This window comes from Sphingobium sp. BHU LFT2, from assembly GCF_018604485.1.
Taxonomy (GTDB): domain Bacteria; phylum Pseudomonadota; class Alphaproteobacteria; order Sphingomonadales; family Sphingomonadaceae; genus Sphingobium; species Sphingobium yanoikuyae_A.
Genome location: NZ_JAFCGW010000001.1, coordinates 541,420 through 558,249 on the forward strand (window position 1 = coordinate 541,420; position 16,830 = coordinate 558,249).

Sequence of the window (16,830 nt, forward strand, 5' to 3'; positions counted from 1 at the left end):
ATTACCCCGCGCCGACCGACCTGGCGCAAATCCGCCAGAAGCCGCGCCACCATAGGCCGCATAACGGTGTGAACTTTCTACTGTCGCGTCGGCGCCCCGTCGCCCGACGATCCCGTCGCTCTACGGCCAAGGGGCGATCGACATTCAGATGATGACGTGACGAAAATGGTGGTTTTCCGTGACCCGGAGCGCAGCGTACTCAAAGTACGTGAGCACCGGAAGCGCGGAGAACCGCCATTTGCAGGCCGTCAGGGCTGAATGTCGATTGTCCCTAGGACAGGGGCAGCAGGCGGGCCCTGCCATCCGGCGTCGGGAACCGCCCCTCGTCGAACGGCAGCTCGCCCCAGCGCCAGGGGGTCAGTTCCTCATAGGCGGGGTTGGAAATCGGGGCATGGCGGCGCAGGTTGAGCAGCCGCGCGCCCTCATTGCCATAGGCGGTCAGGCGCACATGCTCGCGATAGATTTCCGCCGCCCATTCATAATGGAAGGCCGCCTGCCAGCCCATGGCACGCGCGACCTGGGTGACGATCCACCAGTCGGGCTTCGCTTCGCCGGGCAGCGGGAACAGCCGGCGCTGGCGGCTGATCAACCGGTCCGCCCCGGTCAGCGTGCCGTCCTTCTCGACCCAACTGGCCGATGGCAGCACGATGCCGCGCCCGTCCCGCTCGGGATCGGCCCAGGGCGTGGAGCGGATCGCCAGCGGCACCACGTCCAGCGCCGCGCGCAGCCAGGCCGGATCGATGCCGTCGCCGCTTATGCTCCACAGCGCGCGGATGCGCCCGTCCCGCACCGCGTCGGCCAGTTCCGCACCATCCAGCCCCGGCCCGGTCGCCATCGCCTCGGCCGACCAGAAGCGATCTATTTCGGCCATCGCCTCTGCCGTGAAGCCGCGATGCGCCGCAAGCCCCGTCGCATTGCAGCCGACCTCGCGCCCGCCCATGCCATTGGCCGCGGCCGTCATGGCAAAGGGCGTCGCCCCCGGCCTGCCAATCCGTCCGGTTGCCAGATGGAAATCGATCACCGCCCGCGCCAGCCCCTCGTCCGCGCCGCCAAACAGCGTCACGATCCGCGGCACGGCGGCGATCCGGTCATAGAGCGCGCGAAGCTCCACCGGCGACAGGCCGCAACTGCGCGCCACCGACCACAGATCATGGCGGGTCCACAGTTGCGCCCAGAAATCGTCGGGCACGCTGACATTGCGCGCCAGATAGTCGCCATCGGTCGCGCCGACATCATGGCAATGACGCAGCAGCCCGGCGATCCAGGACGCCATGCCGTCGCGCGACACGTCGATGCGCAGGTCGGCCTCGACGCTCGTCCCCTCGCCCGGCGCCGCCAGCAACAGCAGTTCGACGCCCTGCTCGGCCCGCGCCGCCGCAATCCGCGCATTCAGCACCGGATGATCCTGCGCCAGATCCGCGCCGATCATCAGGATCAGTTCGGCCCGCTCGATATCCTCATAGGCGGCGGGCATCACATCCTCGCCATAGGCCGCGCGCTGCGCCAGCGCCGCGCCATCATTGGCGGCCCAGCCCGCATCGATATGGGCCGAACCGATGAAGCCCTTCATCAGCTTGTTGGCGACATAATAATCCTCGGTCAGCAGGCCGCCGCCGACATGCAGCGCCACGCTGTCCGCGCCATGCTGGGCGATCACCGCCGACAGCCGCCGCGCGACCTGCGCGATCGCCTTCTCCCAGCGTTGCGGCCGACCGTCGATCATCGGCTGGAGCAATCGCCCTTCCAGCCCGACCTCTTCCGCGATCTCCAGCCCGCGCCCGCACAGCCGCCCGGCATTGGCCGGATGCATCCGGTCGCCCTCGACCATCAGGTCGCGATCCTCGCCGGTGATGGCGCGCAGGCCACAGCCGACGCCGCACCGGCCGCAAAGCGTGCGTATCACTGCCATGTCAAAGGGCTGCGCGAGTCCGGCCGGAACGGACGAAGGGGGGAAGGATCGGCGTCACCAGCGCCTGCTTAGCGGATCGGGCGCGGCGACAAAAGCATGTGCCGACAATTGCATGGCCCCGGCGCTGGGCGCACAAGGCGGTCATGCGCTTCTTCTCTCCGATTCCGCTCCTGCTGCGCGCGCTCGCGCTCCTGTCACTTTTGCTGTCGCTATCCTGGGCCGCCGCGCAGGACAGGCGCGGGCCACTCGTGCTTGCCGCCGCCAGCCTGCAGGAATCGATGAATGCCGCCGCCGATGCCTGGGCGCGGCAGGGCCATGCCCGCCCGGTCCTGTCCTTCGCGGCCTCCTCGGCACTGGCCCGGCAGATCAAGGCCGGCGCGCCCGCCGACCTGTTCGCCTCCGCCGACGAAGATTGGATGGACGATATCCAGAAGGCCGGCTTCGTCGCGCGCGGCAGCCGCGCCGACATGGCCGGCAACCGACTGGTGCTGGTCGCGCCGGTTGGCAAGCCGGTGCGGCTGCGCATCGGCCGCAACATGCCGCTCGCCGCAGCGCTGGACGGCGGCCGCCTCGCCATGGCCGACCCCGACGCCGTGCCGGCCGGCAAATATGGCAAGGCGGCACTCACCGCGCTCAACGTCTGGCCCTCGGTCGCGGACAAGGTCGCGCGCGGCGACAGCGTGCGCGCCGCCCTCGCCCTCGTCGAGCGCGGCGCCACCCCGTTCGGCATCGTCTATGCGACCGATGCCCGTGCCTCGAAATCGGTACAGACGGTCGGGACTTTCCCGACCGGCAGCCATCCGCCGATCCGCTACCCGGTGGCGCGGCTGACCGCCAGTCGCCACCGTGCCGCGGAAGGCTTCCGTCGCTTCCTGCTGTCGGCGCAGGGCCGGGCGATCCTTGGCCGTTACGGCTTCAGCGCGCCCTGATCGCCGATTGTTTTTCTACGGATCGCGCACGCCATCATCTCAAAGCCCCGCCCCATCTCCGGTTTTCGACGGACGGATCGAGACAAGGTCGGCTCCCAGCGCCTCCAATTCTGCACGATCGTGACTGACATAAAGAATCGGGATCGATGTGGCCGCGTGCAACTTGCGTATAAGCTCCAGTATCTGGTCCTTCAGGCCCTGGTCCAGGCCCGTCAATGGCTCATCCATCAACAAAAAATGAGGATTGGCTAGCAAGGCACGCCCAATCGCCACGCGCTGCGCCTCCCCCCCGGAGAGAGAATGTGGCCGGCGCTCAAGCAGATCGCCGATGCCTAACATGTCGACGATAGCTGGCATATCAAGCGCGCTTACTCCACTATGCCTTCGGCCATAAATAAGGTTCCGGCGCACGCTCATGTGCGGAAAGAGGCGCAGATCCTGAAAAATATAGCCGCAATGCCTCTGCGCGATGGGCAGGTCTACGCCGACGGCGCTGTCAAACAACGTGCCCCCGGCAATCGCGACACGACCTTCATCGGGACGTAATAGACCGGCCACCATGTTGAGCAGGCTGCTCTTGCCTGCCCCAGATGGACCAAATAGGCCGACGATCGCACTGGAACTGGCAATGTCTATGGCCAGATGATTGGCCCCCAGTCGGCGACGGACATGAATGTCAAAGGACATGGTCGCCCATGCGTCTCGCGAGCCATTCGGATGCCATCAGCGCGCCGAGCGACAGCGCAATCGAAATCAGTGCCAGCCGCAATACCGCATTTTCGCTGTCCGGCAGTTGCAGCGCGGAATAGATGGCGATCGGCAGTGTTCGGGTCTCCCCTGGTATATCGGACACAAAGGTAATGGTGGCGCCAAATTCCCCGATCGATCGAGCAAAACCCAGGATCATGCCAGCCAATATGCCCGGAACCGCGAGTGGCAACGAGATGGTGCAGAAGACCCGGATACGGCCGGCTCCGAGCGTCTGGGCGACAGCCTCCAATCGTCGATCGATTGTCTCAATCGACAGCCGAATAGCGCGCACCATCAGCGGCATCGCCATGATTGCTGCCGCGAGCGTTGCGCCCGTCCAGCGAAACAACAGACTGATGCCAAACCAGCTTTCCAGCCAATAACCAAAAACACCCTGCCGACCAAACAGAAGCAGCAGTAGCCAGCCGGTGACCACCGGTGGCACCACCAACGGCAAATGCACCAGTGCATCAAGCATCAATTTGCCAGGAAAACGATAGCGCGCGAGCAACCATGCCAGGGCAAAAGCTATCGGCAGCATCGCGAAGACCGCTGTCAGACTGACCCGGAGCGAAAGCCCGATGATCGCCCATTCTTCAGCACTGATCGATGACAATAGCATGTAGTCACCGATTCACTTCGGCAAGATTGCGCATTCGCCGATCAATGGCGATGGTCACCAAAATTGTCCTTTAGCGTATTCCACGTAACACCGGGCCCTTTTGCATTGTCCATCGTGGTGCCCGACCTCGGTCTGGCCGGATAATCTGCGCAGGCGCCCGCAACAGCCGATCAACCGCGTTGCTGACGAGCATCTGCAGCCCTTCCTCGCTCAGAAGCCCTCCGCGAATGAGGCAGCGATCGACCAGAACTCGCCGAAACGCTGAATAGAGCGTCATGTCCGGCTGGCGCGGCGCCGACCAGAAATCATCAAGGCTCGACTGATGCACCACTCCTGGCACCTTGTAGACTGCGTGCCCCAGAACCACGACAGGCTTGCCGGCATTGAGCGCCAGCGTGCCTACAGTGCTGTTCACCGTCACCACGCCCAACGACTTGCCCACCACTTCGGCAATGTCCCAATCGGCCAGATAGACGACACGGTCCTTTACGCCATAATACGCGGCCAGCCGGCGAGTCAGTCGGTCCCAGGCGACAAGACCGGGGTCCAGCGGATGGCGTTTCACCACAAGAGAGACATGATCAGGCGCATGCTGAGCAAAGCTCTTGATAGCGAAACGCAGCGCAGCGCGCATGTTGCCGAAGGGCGAATGAACGCGAATCTGATAATCGGAGTTGAGTTGCAACGGGAGCGCGAAATAGGGTTTATCCTTGACCGTATCCCACGCCTTGAAAGACCGGCGCCCGTCACCGCGACGCATGACCAGCTTGCGACACCAGGCGACCGATTCCATCAGGAAACTATGCGGCCGGTGGGTTCGGTAGAATGGGAAATAGGGCCGCATGAATGCAGCGGCCAGACCATTGCGCATCGTGTTGCGCGCACGGGCATTGAAGGTCGAGGGCACGGGCGGCAGATTATCGATATAGTCTGGCAAGCCCCGGACCTGGTCTAGATACCATTGTGGGTCCAGCGGCAGAGTCGAATTGCCGTTCACGCCATCGTCCTGCAAGGTCAGGAAATCGGGGCGAATATACCCTTCCTCCACGACATGAACATGCAAGTTGCGCAGCCGTGCCATGCCATGTGCCGAGGTATGGTAGGGACGGCAATCACCATAGAGAATCAGGTCCGTAACGCCATGATTGACGATAAAATCGTCAAAGAAGAGTGGCCAGTTACGAAATGTTCCACGATAATCGGTGGCATCTCCTGGCCAATCGACCTTGTCGCCACCATTGATGTTGATCCGCAGAGCGGAATGCCCGCGCTTGCGCAACGCATACGCAAGCATCGAGAAATAGGGACCATGCGGCCCCTGCAGGAACAAGAATATTTTCGACGTTGGTTCAGCCATGAAGGAACTCAGCGGACAATGTCATAAATCTTCGTAGCTTCCCCTGTAGCGCGCGCAGCCGAATGAGCCATGTCATCGGCGGCGTCGATCCACTGGCCATGCGGTCCACCATCAGTTCGGGGCCACAGGGCAAGCGCGTCACCGGATCGAGATAGCGAGGATAGAGAATGAGTGCGCCCGCGACAAGCTGATCCACATCCAGCAAACGCCCTCTTCGGGATGACGGCTTGGCCAGGTCGCGGGTCAGCCCCCAGCCGGCATAGAAGGGCATGCCATGCACCGTGACAGAGCGACCGCGCATCAGCGCCTCGAAGCCTGTCAGCGAGGAAAGCACATGGACTTCGTCTACCCGCTGCACCAGTTCCATCAATGGTGCCCCGCTGTCGATCGCGTCGGCATGTTCCAGCACGACCGCATCGCTCAGATGGCCCTTGCGATGTCCGGCCTGGACGTCGGGATGGGGGCGGTAAACGATCCAGGCGTCCGGCTCCGCCTTGCGCACGCGGGCCAGGAAATCCAGATTGCCGCCAACGCCCGCGCCGCCCAGCTGGACGGACATGTCGTCATCGACCTGTCCCACGGCCAGGACGGTCCGCCGGTCGGCCGGCAGATCGATCATCTGCCCAGCCTCCAGTCCATATTTGGTAACGCCCGCCGCGCAGACCCGATTGCGCAAGCGGCGCGCTCGGTCGACCAGGGCAGGCGTAAATATCTGGGTTGCGAGCAATGTCTCCAGATCGCTGGGCCTTCGGGCATTATAATAGATGCCGCTGCGATCAATCACCACGGACCCGGGCGGATGCAAGCCTGCCCCCAATCCGCGCGATCGCAGGAAACCATCTTCCACCCGCGCGATCGAAACGCCCTTGGCCGCTGCCTCGCTAACCGTATCGGACGGCACACGGGACGGCCAGATCGCCAGCGCCGCGCCACGCTGACGCGCCCGAGCCAAGCCTCGGGCAACTGACAGGAAGGGCGGGCTATCAAGCCCATCCCAGAGAAAATGCCGGATCGCCTCCCGTTTCCAGAAGGCCATGCCGCTGGCAGCGGCGATACCACGATTGCCGTCGATATGGCGGCGCCAGTCGGCCAGTTGCGCAACGACATGCGCGGCATCGACCGGCGCACCGGTAAAACAATCCCGATAGATCGCCGCCGCCAGCCTGTCCCGTGCTGCCGCGCGCAATCGCTCCGGCGCAAACCGATCACCATTCGCGCCAAAGACCGCCACGCCGAGCAGGCCCCCGATGATCGCCAGATCATCGTCCGGCTGGGCATAGATGGCACGCGCCTGCGCCACCAATGTCCATGGGTCGCAACCGACCGGCAGAAAATGACCGATCTTTGCGCTGACGGCCGCACCACCCCGTCGCGCCAGCGGCAGGATGCCAATCTGTCCAGCGACCAGACCGACACAGGCCTCTGCGGGAATCGCGATCCCGGCCCGCGCCACGACCTGCACACCCCGTGGCCGATGCCCCCAGAAATCGCCCCCGACACGCGCAGCCACAATCATGTCGAACAATGTGTCGGGAATAGCCGCGACCGACGCGCCGGCTACCGGATGGCTGATCGCCGCCACATCCGGATCAATGCCCGGAAAGGGGGGAGAACGCAGGAATGGCATCATGGTCACGGAGCGTCGCGCTCCACCTGAGACATAGGTCCCATTCGCCTTTTCCACCAACCCCCGGTCACATATCCCCCTGATCCGGCACGCGGTCATCTTCTCGACCGGATCAGTCATGATCGCCGGGCGATGACAGGTCAAGGAACAGTCGCTGTCACATCTTCCAATAGCTGCGCCACTATGTCGAAATAGTCACGCCAGGTCGGCGCATGCCATCCGCCGATCCGTGCAAGCTGCGCCGCCCGCTGCGGCGAATCCGCTGCGGCATAGGCGTGGATCATCCGCATCCAGCCGATGCCATCGAGCGGATCGATATAATCGGGCGCGTCCCCGCCGACTTCACGATGCGCCGAAATGTCGCTGCAGATCACCGGCACGCCGGCGCATAGCGCCTCGACCACCGGCATGCCGAATCCTTCGGCAAAGGACGGCATCAGCATCGCCCGCGCGCCCGCGACCAGATCCTGCATCTGGTTGTCGGGCAGTTCGCCCGCCTCGACCACATGGCCGCGCAGTGCCTCGCCCCGCTCCAGCATGTCGATGACATTCTCATTTTCCCAGCCGCGCCGGCCGATCAGCACCAGCATCGGCGCCGCATCGCCCAGTTCGTCCACCATCCGCCGCCAGATATTGAGCAGCAGCAGATGATTCTTTCGCGGCTCGATGGTCGACAGATAGACGAAATAGGGCCGCTCAGGGATCGCCGTGCCGGAACCGCCAAACACATCGGGCGGATCGGCGCCGAAATGGGCGACGCATGTCTGGCGATCCGTCAGGCCGTTCGACAGATGCGGTTCCAGCGCGTCCAGCGTCGCCTGGCTGTTGCCGATGATGCCGGTTGCATAAAGGTCGATGCTGCGCAGCCGGCGACGATGCTCGTCCGCGCCCTGCGGCCGGGCAAATTCTGGATGACTGAGCGGAATGACATCATGCACCAGCGTGACGAACTTCGCGCCCTCCGCACGCAGGATCGCGCCCACCTGCGCCGCATCGTCCAGATGATGGGGCGACGCCTGCAGATAGATGCGCGGCCCCTTGGCCTTGGGCACCGGGCGCGGGCGCGTCGCGAACATGTGGCGGATCACCGCCGCCCGCTCCTTGCGCTCGTCAGGCGAATCGACGTTGCGCCATTTCGCTGCGGTGAAGGCCAGGAAATGGCGCACCGCGGCATGGTTCAGGCGCCCATAATAGCCGCCGGCGGGGTGAACGGCCGCAAAGGCCAGCCGGTCGGGCAGCCGCTCCAGCAATTCGCGGGCATAGACATATTCGACCCGGTCGATGCCGGTCGGCGTCGGGTGGAAAGCGCGCGAGAGCAGGCGCGAAATATCGAGGATCACCTCGGCCCGGCCCCTGTCGCCGGTCAGATAGCTGTTGGCCGGCTTGGACCGCAGCGCCAGCCGCGCGCCCGGCGCCTTGAAGGGTTTGAGTGCCACGTCAGAACTGCGCGCGAATCTCTTCGGCCAGCGCCGCCAGCGCATCCTTGTCCGCCTGCGCGCCGGCGCCATGGGCGGCGAAGCCCTTGGGGTCGCCTTCCCAGCGCGGCAGGATATGGACGTGCAGGTGGAAGATCGTCTGGCCCGCCGGCGCGCCATTGAACTGGGCGATCTGGATGCCGTCGGGGTTCAGCGCCTTGCGGATGGCGGTGGCGACCTTCTTGGTGGTCGCCATCACCTCACCCAGCGCCTCATCCTCCATCTCCAGCAGGTTGCGCGCCTTGGACCATTTGGAAATGACCAGCGCATGGCCCCACGTCTGCGGCATGATGTCGAGGAAGGCGAAGGTCTTCTCGTCCTCATACAGCTTGGTCGACGGGATCTTGCCCTGCAGGATCAGGGCAAAGATATTGGCTTCGTCATAGGTGCCGTCGAGGCTCATGAAACGCCCTTAGCTGATATAATGGGCGGTCGTCTTAGCAGCGACTTCCTCGGCGGTCACGCCCGGTGCCAGCTCGACAAGCTTGAACGGGCTGTCATGGTCGGGACGCTGGAACACGCACAGGTCCGTGACGATCATGTCGACCACATTCTTGCCGGTCAGCGGCAGGGTGCAGGCCGGGATGAACTTGGGATCGCCATTTTTGGACGTATGTTCCATCACCACGATGATCTTCTTGACGCCCGCGACCAGGTCCATCGCGCCGCCCATGCCCTTGATCATCTTGCCGGGGATCATCCAGTTGGCGATGTCGCCATTCTCGGCCACTTCCATCGCGCCAAGAACGGTCAGGTCGATATGCCCGCCGCGGATCATCGCGAAACTGTCGGACGAACTGAAATAGGCCGACTGCGGCAGCTCGCTGATCGTCTGCTTGCCGGCGTTGATCAGGTCCGCATCCTCCTCCCCCTCATAGGGGAAGGGGCCGATGCCCAGCATCCCATTTTCCGACTGCAGCGTCACTTCCACGCCATCGGGAATATGGTTCGCCACCAGCGTCGGAATGCCGATGCCCAGATTCACATAGAAGCCGTCCTCCAACTCCTTCGCCGCACGTGCGGCCATCTCGTCACGGGTCCAGGCCATTATCACTTCTCCCCTTGGGCGGGCGGCGCCCACCTCTTGTCGGCAGGAAAAACATCGTCGAAGCCGCCCTTGAGGCCGCTGCCATAAACGGGGTTGGGCAGGACGAACCAGCCCGCGCCCCAGAGTTTCGCGATTGCAGGGCCTTGCGTCGCGGCGCGGCGCGCCCGCACGCTCTGCCCCGCATTGAACAGGTCGGTGAAATCGCCGAGCTGGTCGCCGCCCAGCGCGATCACGCAATAAGTGCGCGAGATCGTCCAGCGCCGGCCGTCCTTGCGCGATCCCATCGCATCGTCGCCGGCCAGATACAGCGTCTGGCCATGCACCGCCTCGCCCAGCCCCGCCGCCTTGATCGCGCGCTCGGTCGCGTCCGCATTGGCGGCCGAGCGGTTGGTGTTGAAGATCACGGTCACGCCCATCGCCCGCAGCGCGTCGAGGCCGCTGTCCGCGCCCGGCACCGGGCCGACCGCGCCTTCGCCGGTCTTTTCCCACGCGTCCCAGTCGGCGGCATTATAGCCCTTGCCGGTCTTCGCATCATGATATTCGAAGCCGGTGTTCAGCATCACCGTCTCGTCGACGTCGAACACGGCGGCGAACGGCCGGTTGCCGCACGGCACATATTTGGGCGCGTCCAGGCTCGCGCCTTCGGCCAGCACGACAGAGTCTGCCGGCCGCGCCTTCACGACGGCGGCGGCATGGGCGACCAGCGCGGTCCAGGCCTGGCGCGACAAGGCTGCCGCCTCGCCCGATCCATAAAGATATTGCATGCCCGCCGGCGGCACCGCCGGACCGGTCGGCAGCACCGGCGCCGGGCCGGTCGCGCTCGTCGTCGCGCTCGTCGTCGCACAGGCCGCCAGCGGCGCCAGCAACAGCGCCGGCGCAAGCCGCATCATCGTCGCCATCAGGCCGCGTCCCTCTGCCGCACGGTGCGGAACTCGATCTTCTTGTCATAGGGCGCGCCGACGATCATCCGCTTGACGTAGATGCCGGGCAGATGGATCGCATCGGGGTCGAGGCTGCCCACGGGCACCACTTCCTCCACCTCGGCGATGCAGATCTTCGCCGCCGTCGCCATCGGCGCGTTGAAATTGCGCGCGGTCTTGCGGAAGATCAGGTTGCCGCTCTCGTCCGCCTTCCAGCCCTTGATGATCGCGACATCGGCAAAGATGCCGCGCTCCAATATATAGTCCTGGCCGTCGAAATTCTTCACTTCCTTGCCCTCGGCCACCGCGGTGCCGACGCCGGTCTTGGTGTAGAAGCCGGGAATGCCCGCCCCGCCCGCGCGGCAGCGCTCAGCCAGCGTCCCCTGGGGGCAGAATTCCACCTCCAGCTCGCCGGCCAGATATTGCCGCTCGAACTCCTTGTTCTCGCCGACATAGGAGGAGATCATCTTCTTGACCTGGCGCGTGCGCAGCAGCTTGCCCAGCCCCTCGCCGTCGATGCCCGCATTGTTGCTGGCGATGGTCAGGTCCTTGACCCCCGAATCGCGGATCGCGTCGATCAGCCGTTCGGGGATGCCGCACAGGCCAAAGCCGCCCGCGCACAGATGCATGCCGTCGAACAGCAGCCCCTCCAGCGCAGCGGCGGCATCGGGGTAGAGCTTCTTGGCCATCGGCATCCATCCTTTTGAAATTTCAGCGCAGACTAGGCAGGCAAACCGATCAATACCAATGATTTGTTTTTTCAGTTAAACCCAAACAATGTCTATCAATCGCATCGCCTTCTACCACCTCGAAACCCTGCTCTGGATCGCGCGGCTGGGCACCTTCGCGGCGGCGGCGGCGCGCCTCAACACCACCCAGCCGGCCATTTCCGCGCGGGTGCGCGAGCTGGAAAGCCATCTGGGCACCGCGCTCTTCCGGCGCGAGGGGCGGACGATGGCCCTCACCCCAGCGGGGCGCGAACTGGTACGCGAGAGCGAACCGCTCTGGGCGCGCTTCCAGGGCGTGCTGATGGGCTGCAGCGACATATCCGGGGCGACCGGCATCATCCGCATCGGCGCAGGCGAGATTGCCGCCGCCAGCTGCCTGCCCGGCTTCGTCGCCCAGCTTGGCCGCGACCTGCCCCATGTCAGCCTGGAGGTCGACATCGCGCTCACCGCCGACCTTATCCAGCAGCTCGCCTCGGGCCATGCCGACCTCGCCTTCGCCGCCGGCCGCATCGCCCATCCGATGCTGCGCACCGCGCCGATCGGCAGCGTCGACCTGCTCTGGCTCGCCAGCCCCGCGACCGTCGCGACGATGGCAGACGTGCGCCCGCCGATCTGGTCGCTCACCAACCTGTCGCCGCTCTACCGCATCATGAAGGACGCGATCGCCGCGTCGGACCTGGCCGACTGCCCGCTCAACCTGTGCAACAATGTCCGCACCATGATCGACATCGTGCTGGAAGGCGGCGGCATCGGCATCTTTCCCCGGCCGATGGCGCGCCAGCAACTGGCCGAAGGGCGACTGGTCCCGGTGCCCGGCGCCCCGCTCATGCCCCCGGTCGATTTCCACGTCGCCGTCCGCGCCGCCGAAGCCGACCCGCTGGTCCTCGCGATCTTCGACCGGGCCAGCCGGCTGGAATTGCGGGGTGAAGAGTGAAGAACAAGGAATAGGCTTACGGTCAATTTCCGAACAAGCGCATCATTCCCCAGGCAAGAACGTAGCTCATGACAGCTATGACAGCCATTCCCAGAGCTATCGCGACGGAACGCCTGGCTGCATTCCTCACGGACGGCCAACTATATATCAGCCCCATGAATATCGCGCCGGGTGCGCAAACCAGCATCAGCACTCCGAAAACATAGCCCGACAGGTCCACATGCGGTCCGCCAAGCAACATGAAGGCTGGCAAGGTCAGGACAGCGGCAGGGGCAACGGCCAGAAGGAAGGTAGCAAACAGGGCGTAACGCCCAATCAGGATCAGCGATTGTCGGCTCATGCGACGCATCTAAGCATGAATGGAGACGGACGGGCTAGGCACCATGCAAGCGCAGCCTCCTGTCCTACACGCGCTTCTTCTGATTTATTCTGAGGGATGGGACATCCGCCCCCAAGCAACCGGTCATGTGCCGCCCAAGCGTCGCTTCACTGTCGTTTGCGTGTCGCGTCACTGTCGCGCCGAACGCGCGCGATCGTGACCCGATTGTCGCGCGACTGTCGCTTCGCTGTCGCGTCGCGGGCGCGTTCCTGGCGCATTGGCCCGGAATCACCCCCACGACACTGTGAACTTCGACTGTCGCGTCGAATCCCGCGCCGCGACGCGCTGGAATCAGATCAGGCCGGCAAGCGGGCTCGACGGGTCGGCATACATGCGCTTGCCCATGCGGCCGGCGCGATAGGCCATGCGGCCGGCCTCGACACCCGCCTTCATTGCCGCCGCCATCAGCACCGGGTCCTTCGCCTCGGCAATGGCAGTGTTCATCAGCACGCCGGTGCAGCCCAGCTCCATCGCCTGTGCCGCTTCCGACGCCGTGCCCACGCCCGCATCGACCAGCACAGGCAGCTTGGTGCCTTCCACGATCAGGCGGATCGTCACCTTGTTCTGGATGCCCAGGCCCGACCCGATCGGCGCGCCCAGCGGCATGATCGCGACCGCCCCGGCATCCTCCAGCCGCTTGGCCGCGATCGGATCGTCAACGCAATAGACCATCGGCTTGAAGCCTTCCTTGGCCAGCACCTCGGTCGCGCGCAGCGTTTCGACCATGTCCGGGTAGAGCGTCCGCGCCTCGCCCAGCACTTCCAGCTTCACCAGCTCCCAGCCGCCCGCTTCGCGCGCCAGGCGCAAGGTGCGGATCGCCTCCTCGCCGGTGAAGCAGCCGGCGGTGTTGGGCAGATAGGTGACCTTCTTCGGGTCGATATAGTCGGTCAGCATCGGCGCGTTGGGATCGGACACGTTGACGCGACGCACCGCCACGGTGACGATCTCCGCGCCCGACGCGACCAGCGCGGCCGCATTCTGCTCGAAATTCTTGTATTTGCCGGTGCCCACGATCAGGCGCGAACGGAAGGTCTTGCCCGCCACCGTCCAGCTATCGTCATCCACCGGAGACACATCGCCGCCACCCACAAAATGGACGATCTCCAGCTCGTCGCCGTCCTCGATCCTGACATCGGCCAGGGTCGAGCGCGGCACCACTTCCAGATTGCGCTCCACCGCCACCTTCTCCGGCGCGAAGCCCAGCTCGCTCGCCAGCTCAGCCAGGGTCAGGCCGTCGCGGATGCGGCGATGCTCGCCATTGATATGGATGGAGATGGTGCCGTCGATGCTCACTACATTATCCCGTTCGTGGCTGGAAACGTGTCTCGACTTGGCGCGACACGAAGGGCTAAAGATCAGCGCGCATATAGGGGCGGCGACGCCGCGCCCGCAACAGACAAGTCTCGACCGACTGGGGGATCGCCATGGCGGACACACGCAAAATCTATGTTCTCAACGGCCCGAACCTCAACATGCTCGGCACCCGCGAACCGGAAATCTACGGCTATGACACGCTCGACGACATTGCCGAGCGGATGGAGGATGCCGCCCACCGCGCCCACGTCGAAATCGACTTCCGCCAATCCAATCATGAAGGCCATCTGGTCGACTGGGTGCAGGAGGCACATCGCGAGGGCGCCCACGCCATCATCATGAATCCCGGCGCCTATACCCACACGTCGATCGCGCTGCATGATGCGATCAAGAGCATCACCGTGCCGGTGATCGAGATCCACCTGTCCAACCCGCACGCGCGCGAAGCCTTCCGCCACAAATCCTATGTCGGCATGGCCGCCAAGGGCACGATCGCGGGCTTCGGCGCCATGTCCTACATGCTGGCGCTCGAAGCAGCCCTGGAACTGTAGAACGCACAAAAGTTGCGCTTTGGCGCAAATGAGCATAGGCGCTGGCCGCCAGAACGCATTTTGAAAGACGACAAGGGTCAAGCATGAACGACAAGCATGACAAGGGCGCGATGCAGGTGGACGTCACCCTGGTGCGCGAACTGGCAGCTTTGCTGGACGACACCAACCTGACCGAGATCGAGGTCGAAGACGGTGACCGCAAGATTCGCGTGGCGCGCAAGATCGGTGGCGGCGCCCCCATCTTCGCAGCACCCGCTGCCGTAGCGGCACCCGTCGCTGCCCCGGCTGCGGCACCGGCCGCTGCCCCCGCCGCAGCGGCCGAACCCGCCCTGCCGGCCGGCAATGTGGTGAAGTCGCCGATCGTCGGCACCGCCTATCTTTCGGCCGAGCCGGGCGCCGCCCCCTTCGCGCGCGTCGGTGCGCAGGTGAAGGCCGGCGAAACCGTGCTGATCGTCGAGGCCATGAAGGTGATGAACGCGATTACCGCGCCCGTCGCCGGCACCGTCAAGGCCGTGCTGGTCGATAACGGCCAGCCGGTCGAATATGACCAGCCGCTGATCGTCATCGAATAAGGCCGCGATCCCATGGCCATCGAAAAACTGCTGATCGCCAACCGCGGCGAGATCGCGCTCCGCATCCACCGCGCCTGCCATGAAATGGGCATCAAGACGGTGGCGGTCCATTCGACCGCCGACGCCGATGCCATGCATGTGCGCCTCGCCGACGAGGCGATCTGCATCGGGCCGCCCGCCGCCAAGGACAGCTATCTCAACATCGCCGCGATCATCTCGGCGGCCGAGATCAGCGGCGCCGACGCGATCCATCCGGGCTATGGCTTCCTCAGCGAAAACGCCAAGTTCGCCGAAATCGTCGAGGCCCATGGCCTCGCCTTTGTCGGTCCCAAGCCCGAACATATCCGCACCATGGGCGACAAGATCGAGGCGAAGCGTACCGCTGGCGCGCTCGGCCTGCCGCTGGTGCCGGGTTCGGACGGCGCGGTCAGCGATGTCGAGGAAGCGCGTGCGATTGCCGATGCTGCCGGCTATCCGGTGATCATCAAGGCCGCGTCCGGCGGCGGCGGTCGCGGCATGAAGGTCTGCACCTCGCCCGACCAGCTCGAAACGCTGATGCAGCAGGCCGGGTCGGAAGCGAAGGCCGCGTTCGGCGACGCCACCGTCTATATCGAGAAATATCTCGGTAATCCGCGCCACATCGAAATCCAGGTGTTCGGCGACGGCAATGGCAACGCCATTCACCTCGGCGAACGCGACTGCTCGCTGCAGCGTCGCCACCAGAAGGTGCTGGAAGAAGCGCCCTCGCCCGTCCTGAGCCAGGCCGAGCGCGAACGGATCGGCGGCATCTGTGCCAAGGCGATGGCCGACATGGGCTATCGCGGCGCGGGCACGATCGAGTTCCTGTGGGAAAATGGCGAATTCTACTTCATCGAGATGAACACCCGTCTGCAGGTGGAGCATCCGGTGACCGAGATGATCACCGGCCTCGACCTGGTGCGCGAACAAATCCGCGTTGCCGAAGGCAAGCCGCTGTCGGTGAACCAGGAAGATATCCGCTTCACCGGCCATGCGATCGAATGCCGCATCAATGCGGAAGATCCCAAGACCTTCGCGCCCTCGCCGGGCACCGTCACCAGCTATCATGTTCCGGGCGGCATGCATGTCCGCGTCGATAGCGGCCTGTATCAGGGCTATAAGGTGCCGCCTTACTACGACTCCATGATCGGCAAGCTGATCGTCTATGGCCGCACCCGCGAGGGCGCGATCATGCGTCTGCGCCGCGCGCTGGAAGAATATGTGATCGAAGGGATGAAGACCACCATCCCGCTGCACCAGGCGCTGCTGAAGGATCCCGAATTCCTCAACGGCGACTATACGATCAAGTGGCTGGAAGAATGGCTTGCCCGTGAGGATGGCCAGTGAAGGCCACCATCTGGCACAATCCCAAATGCGGCACGTCGCGCAAGACGCTGGCGATCCTTGAGGAAACGCCCGGCGTCGAGGTGGAGGTGGTCGAATATTTGAAGACCCCCTTCACCCGCGACAAGCTGACCCAGCTGTTCGCCGACGCCGGGATGACTCCGGCCGAAGCGGTCCGCAAGATGGGCACCGATGCCGAGGAACGCGGCCTGTCGGACATGACGGCGGATGCGATCCTGGACGAGATGGCGGCCAATCCGGCCTATGTGAACCGCCCCTTCGTCGAAACCGAAAAGGGCGTGCGCTTCTGCCGCCCCCAGGACAAGGTTCTGGAAATCCTCTGAATATCAGCC

Annotated in this window: 18 protein-coding genes; 6 read left to right on the forward strand and 12 right to left on the reverse strand. The window is 64.5% G+C overall.

Annotated elements, in window-relative coordinates:
* Positions 1 to 271: 271 nt before the first annotated feature.
* A complete protein-coding gene (locus JQK15_RS02680) occupies positions 272 to 1,909 on the reverse strand; it encodes a molybdopterin-dependent oxidoreductase (RefSeq protein ID WP_214863251.1) in 1,638 nt (545 codons plus the stop codon).
* 143 nt (positions 1,910 to 2,052) lie between these two features.
* On the opposite strand from JQK15_RS02680, the gene modA reads away from it, so the two are divergent.
* A complete protein-coding gene (gene modA, locus JQK15_RS02685) occupies positions 2,053 to 2,838 on the forward strand; it encodes a molybdate ABC transporter substrate-binding protein (RefSeq protein ID WP_214863253.1) in 786 nt (261 codons plus the stop codon).
* Positions 2,839 to 2,877: 39 nt separating this feature from the next.
* On the opposite strand, the gene JQK15_RS02690 is transcribed toward modA, so the two are convergent.
* From JQK15_RS02690 to JQK15_RS02730, 9 genes are all read right to left on the reverse strand, one after another.
* Complete coding sequence (locus tag JQK15_RS02690) at positions 2,878 to 3,525, reverse strand: ATP-binding cassette domain-containing protein (RefSeq protein ID WP_214863255.1); 648 nt, start codon at positions 3,523 to 3,525, stop codon at positions 2,878 to 2,880.
* The gene (gene modB, locus JQK15_RS02695; protein WP_214863257.1) at positions 3,515 to 4,210 is read right to left on the reverse strand and encodes a molybdate ABC transporter permease subunit; all 696 of its coding nucleotides are present in this window, start codon (positions 4,208 to 4,210) and stop codon (positions 3,515 to 3,517) included. Before modB ends, JQK15_RS02690 begins: the two co-directional genes overlap by 11 nt.
* Before the next feature lie 70 nt (positions 4,211 to 4,280).
* Positions 4,281 to 5,567: a capsule polysaccharide biogenesis protein gene (locus JQK15_RS02700; RefSeq protein WP_214863259.1), complete on the reverse strand. Its 1,287-nt coding sequence runs from the start codon at positions 5,565 to 5,567 to the stop codon at positions 4,281 to 4,283.
* Positions 5,560 to 7,203, reverse strand: coding sequence for a capsular polysaccharide export protein, LipB/KpsS family (locus tag JQK15_RS02705; RefSeq protein ID WP_214863261.1), 1,644 nt, complete (start codon positions 7,201 to 7,203; stop codon positions 5,560 to 5,562). Before JQK15_RS02705 ends, JQK15_RS02700 begins: the two co-directional genes overlap by 8 nt.
* A 131-nt stretch (positions 7,204 to 7,334) precedes the next feature.
* Positions 7,335 to 8,630, reverse strand: coding sequence for a glycosyltransferase family 4 protein (locus JQK15_RS02710; protein ID WP_214863264.1), 1,296 nt, complete (start codon positions 8,628 to 8,630; stop codon positions 7,335 to 7,337).
* A gap of 1 nt (position 8,631) precedes the next feature.
* Positions 8,632 to 9,072, reverse strand: a complete 441-nt coding sequence (locus JQK15_RS02715; protein ID WP_214863266.1) for an HIT family protein — start codon at positions 9,070 to 9,072, stop codon at positions 8,632 to 8,634.
* Positions 9,073 to 9,081: 9 nt separating this feature from the next.
* Entirely contained in the window at positions 9,082 to 9,717 is a 636-nt protein-coding gene (locus tag JQK15_RS02720) for a CoA transferase subunit B (protein ID WP_214863268.1), read from the reverse strand.
* Positions 9,718 to 9,719: 2 nt separating this feature from the next.
* The gene (locus JQK15_RS02725; RefSeq protein WP_214863270.1) at positions 9,720 to 10,616 is read right to left on the reverse strand and encodes an HAD family acid phosphatase; all 897 of its coding nucleotides are present in this window, start codon (positions 10,614 to 10,616) and stop codon (positions 9,720 to 9,722) included.
* A complete protein-coding gene (locus tag JQK15_RS02730; protein WP_048936425.1) occupies positions 10,616 to 11,326 on the reverse strand; it encodes a CoA transferase subunit A in 711 nt (236 codons plus the stop codon). The genes JQK15_RS02725 and JQK15_RS02730 overlap by 1 nt, the downstream gene beginning before the upstream one ends.
* Positions 11,327 to 11,414: 88 nt before the next feature.
* Between JQK15_RS02730 and JQK15_RS02735 the strand changes: the two genes are divergently transcribed.
* Complete coding sequence (locus JQK15_RS02735; RefSeq protein WP_214863272.1) at positions 11,415 to 12,299, forward strand: LysR family transcriptional regulator; 885 nt, start codon at positions 11,415 to 11,417, stop codon at positions 12,297 to 12,299.
* 22 nt (positions 12,300 to 12,321) lie between these two features.
* Here JQK15_RS02735 and JQK15_RS02740 read toward each other — a convergent pair whose 3' ends face one another.
* On the reverse strand, positions 12,322 to 12,639 hold the full coding sequence (locus tag JQK15_RS02740; RefSeq protein WP_214863274.1) for a hypothetical protein: 318 nt from the start codon (positions 12,637 to 12,639) through the stop codon (positions 12,322 to 12,324).
* A 330-nt stretch (positions 12,640 to 12,969) separates the two neighbouring features.
* Positions 12,970 to 13,971 carry a sulfur carrier protein ThiS gene (gene thiS, locus JQK15_RS02745; RefSeq protein ID WP_161731984.1) on the reverse strand — a complete coding sequence of 334 codons (1,002 nt, stop codon included), beginning with the start codon at positions 13,969 to 13,971 and terminating at the stop codon, positions 12,970 to 12,972.
* A gap of 131 nt (positions 13,972 to 14,102) precedes the next feature.
* On the opposite strand from thiS, the gene aroQ reads away from it, so the two are divergent.
* The 4 genes from aroQ (at position 14,103) to JQK15_RS02765 (ending at position 16,821) form a co-directional block, all read left to right on the forward strand.
* Positions 14,103 to 14,543, forward strand: a complete 441-nt coding sequence (gene aroQ, locus JQK15_RS02750; RefSeq protein WP_010335659.1) for a type II 3-dehydroquinate dehydratase — start codon at positions 14,103 to 14,105, stop codon at positions 14,541 to 14,543.
* Positions 14,544 to 14,626: 83 nt separating this feature from the next.
* Positions 14,627 to 15,115, forward strand: a complete 489-nt coding sequence (gene accB, locus JQK15_RS02755; RefSeq protein WP_004210355.1) for an acetyl-CoA carboxylase biotin carboxyl carrier protein — start codon at positions 14,627 to 14,629, stop codon at positions 15,113 to 15,115.
* Between the two features lie 12 nt (positions 15,116 to 15,127).
* Positions 15,128 to 16,480, forward strand: a complete 1,353-nt coding sequence (gene accC / locus JQK15_RS02760) for an acetyl-CoA carboxylase biotin carboxylase subunit (RefSeq protein WP_004210354.1) — start codon at positions 15,128 to 15,130, stop codon at positions 16,478 to 16,480.
* Positions 16,477 to 16,821 carry an arsenate reductase family protein gene (locus tag JQK15_RS02765; RefSeq protein WP_125997200.1) on the forward strand — a complete coding sequence of 115 codons (345 nt, stop codon included), beginning with the start codon at positions 16,477 to 16,479 and terminating at the stop codon, positions 16,819 to 16,821. The genes accC and JQK15_RS02765 overlap by 4 nt, the downstream gene beginning before the upstream one ends.
* Positions 16,822 to 16,830 lie beyond the last annotated feature (9 nt).

Bases quoted from the DNA above. Each gene is read 5' to 3' on its own strand.
- modB (WP_214863257.1), bottom strand. From the start codon at position 4,210: ATGCTATTGTCATCGATCAGTGCTGAAGAATGGGCGATCATCGGGCTT.
- JQK15_RS02720 (WP_214863268.1), bottom strand. From the start codon at position 9,717: ATGGCCTGGACCCGTGACGAGATGGCCGCACGTGCGGCGAAGGAGTTG.
- modA (WP_214863253.1), top strand. From the start codon at position 2,053: ATGCGCTTCTTCTCTCCGATTCCGCTCCTGCTGCGCGCGCTCGCGCTC.
- JQK15_RS02680 (WP_214863251.1), bottom strand. From the start codon at position 1,909: ATGGCAGTGATACGCACGCTTTGCGGCCGGTGCGGCGTCGGCTGTGGC.
- JQK15_RS02715 (WP_214863266.1), bottom strand. From the start codon at position 9,072: ATGAGCCTCGACGGCACCTATGACGAAGCCAATATCTTTGCCCTGATC.
- JQK15_RS02740 (WP_214863274.1), bottom strand. From the start codon at position 12,639: ATGAGCCGACAATCGCTGATCCTGATTGGGCGTTACGCCCTGTTTGCT.
- JQK15_RS02730 (WP_048936425.1), bottom strand. From the start codon at position 11,326: ATGGCCAAGAAGCTCTACCCCGATGCCGCCGCTGCGCTGGAGGGGCTG.
- accB (WP_004210355.1), top strand. From the start codon at position 14,627: ATGAACGACAAGCATGACAAGGGCGCGATGCAGGTGGACGTCACCCTG.
- accC (WP_004210354.1), top strand. From the start codon at position 15,128: ATGGCCATCGAAAAACTGCTGATCGCCAACCGCGGCGAGATCGCGCTC.
- JQK15_RS02690 (WP_214863255.1), bottom strand. From the start codon at position 3,525: ATGTCCTTTGACATTCATGTCCGTCGCCGACTGGGGGCCAATCATCTG.
- aroQ (WP_010335659.1), top strand. From the start codon at position 14,103: ATGGCGGACACACGCAAAATCTATGTTCTCAACGGCCCGAACCTCAAC.
- JQK15_RS02700 (WP_214863259.1), bottom strand. From the start codon at position 5,567: ATGGCTGAACCAACGTCGAAAATATTCTTGTTCCTGCAGGGGCCGCAT.
- JQK15_RS02725 (WP_214863270.1), bottom strand. From the start codon at position 10,616: ATGGCGACGATGATGCGGCTTGCGCCGGCGCTGTTGCTGGCGCCGCTG.
- JQK15_RS02735 (WP_214863272.1), top strand. From the start codon at position 11,415: ATGTCTATCAATCGCATCGCCTTCTACCACCTCGAAACCCTGCTCTGG.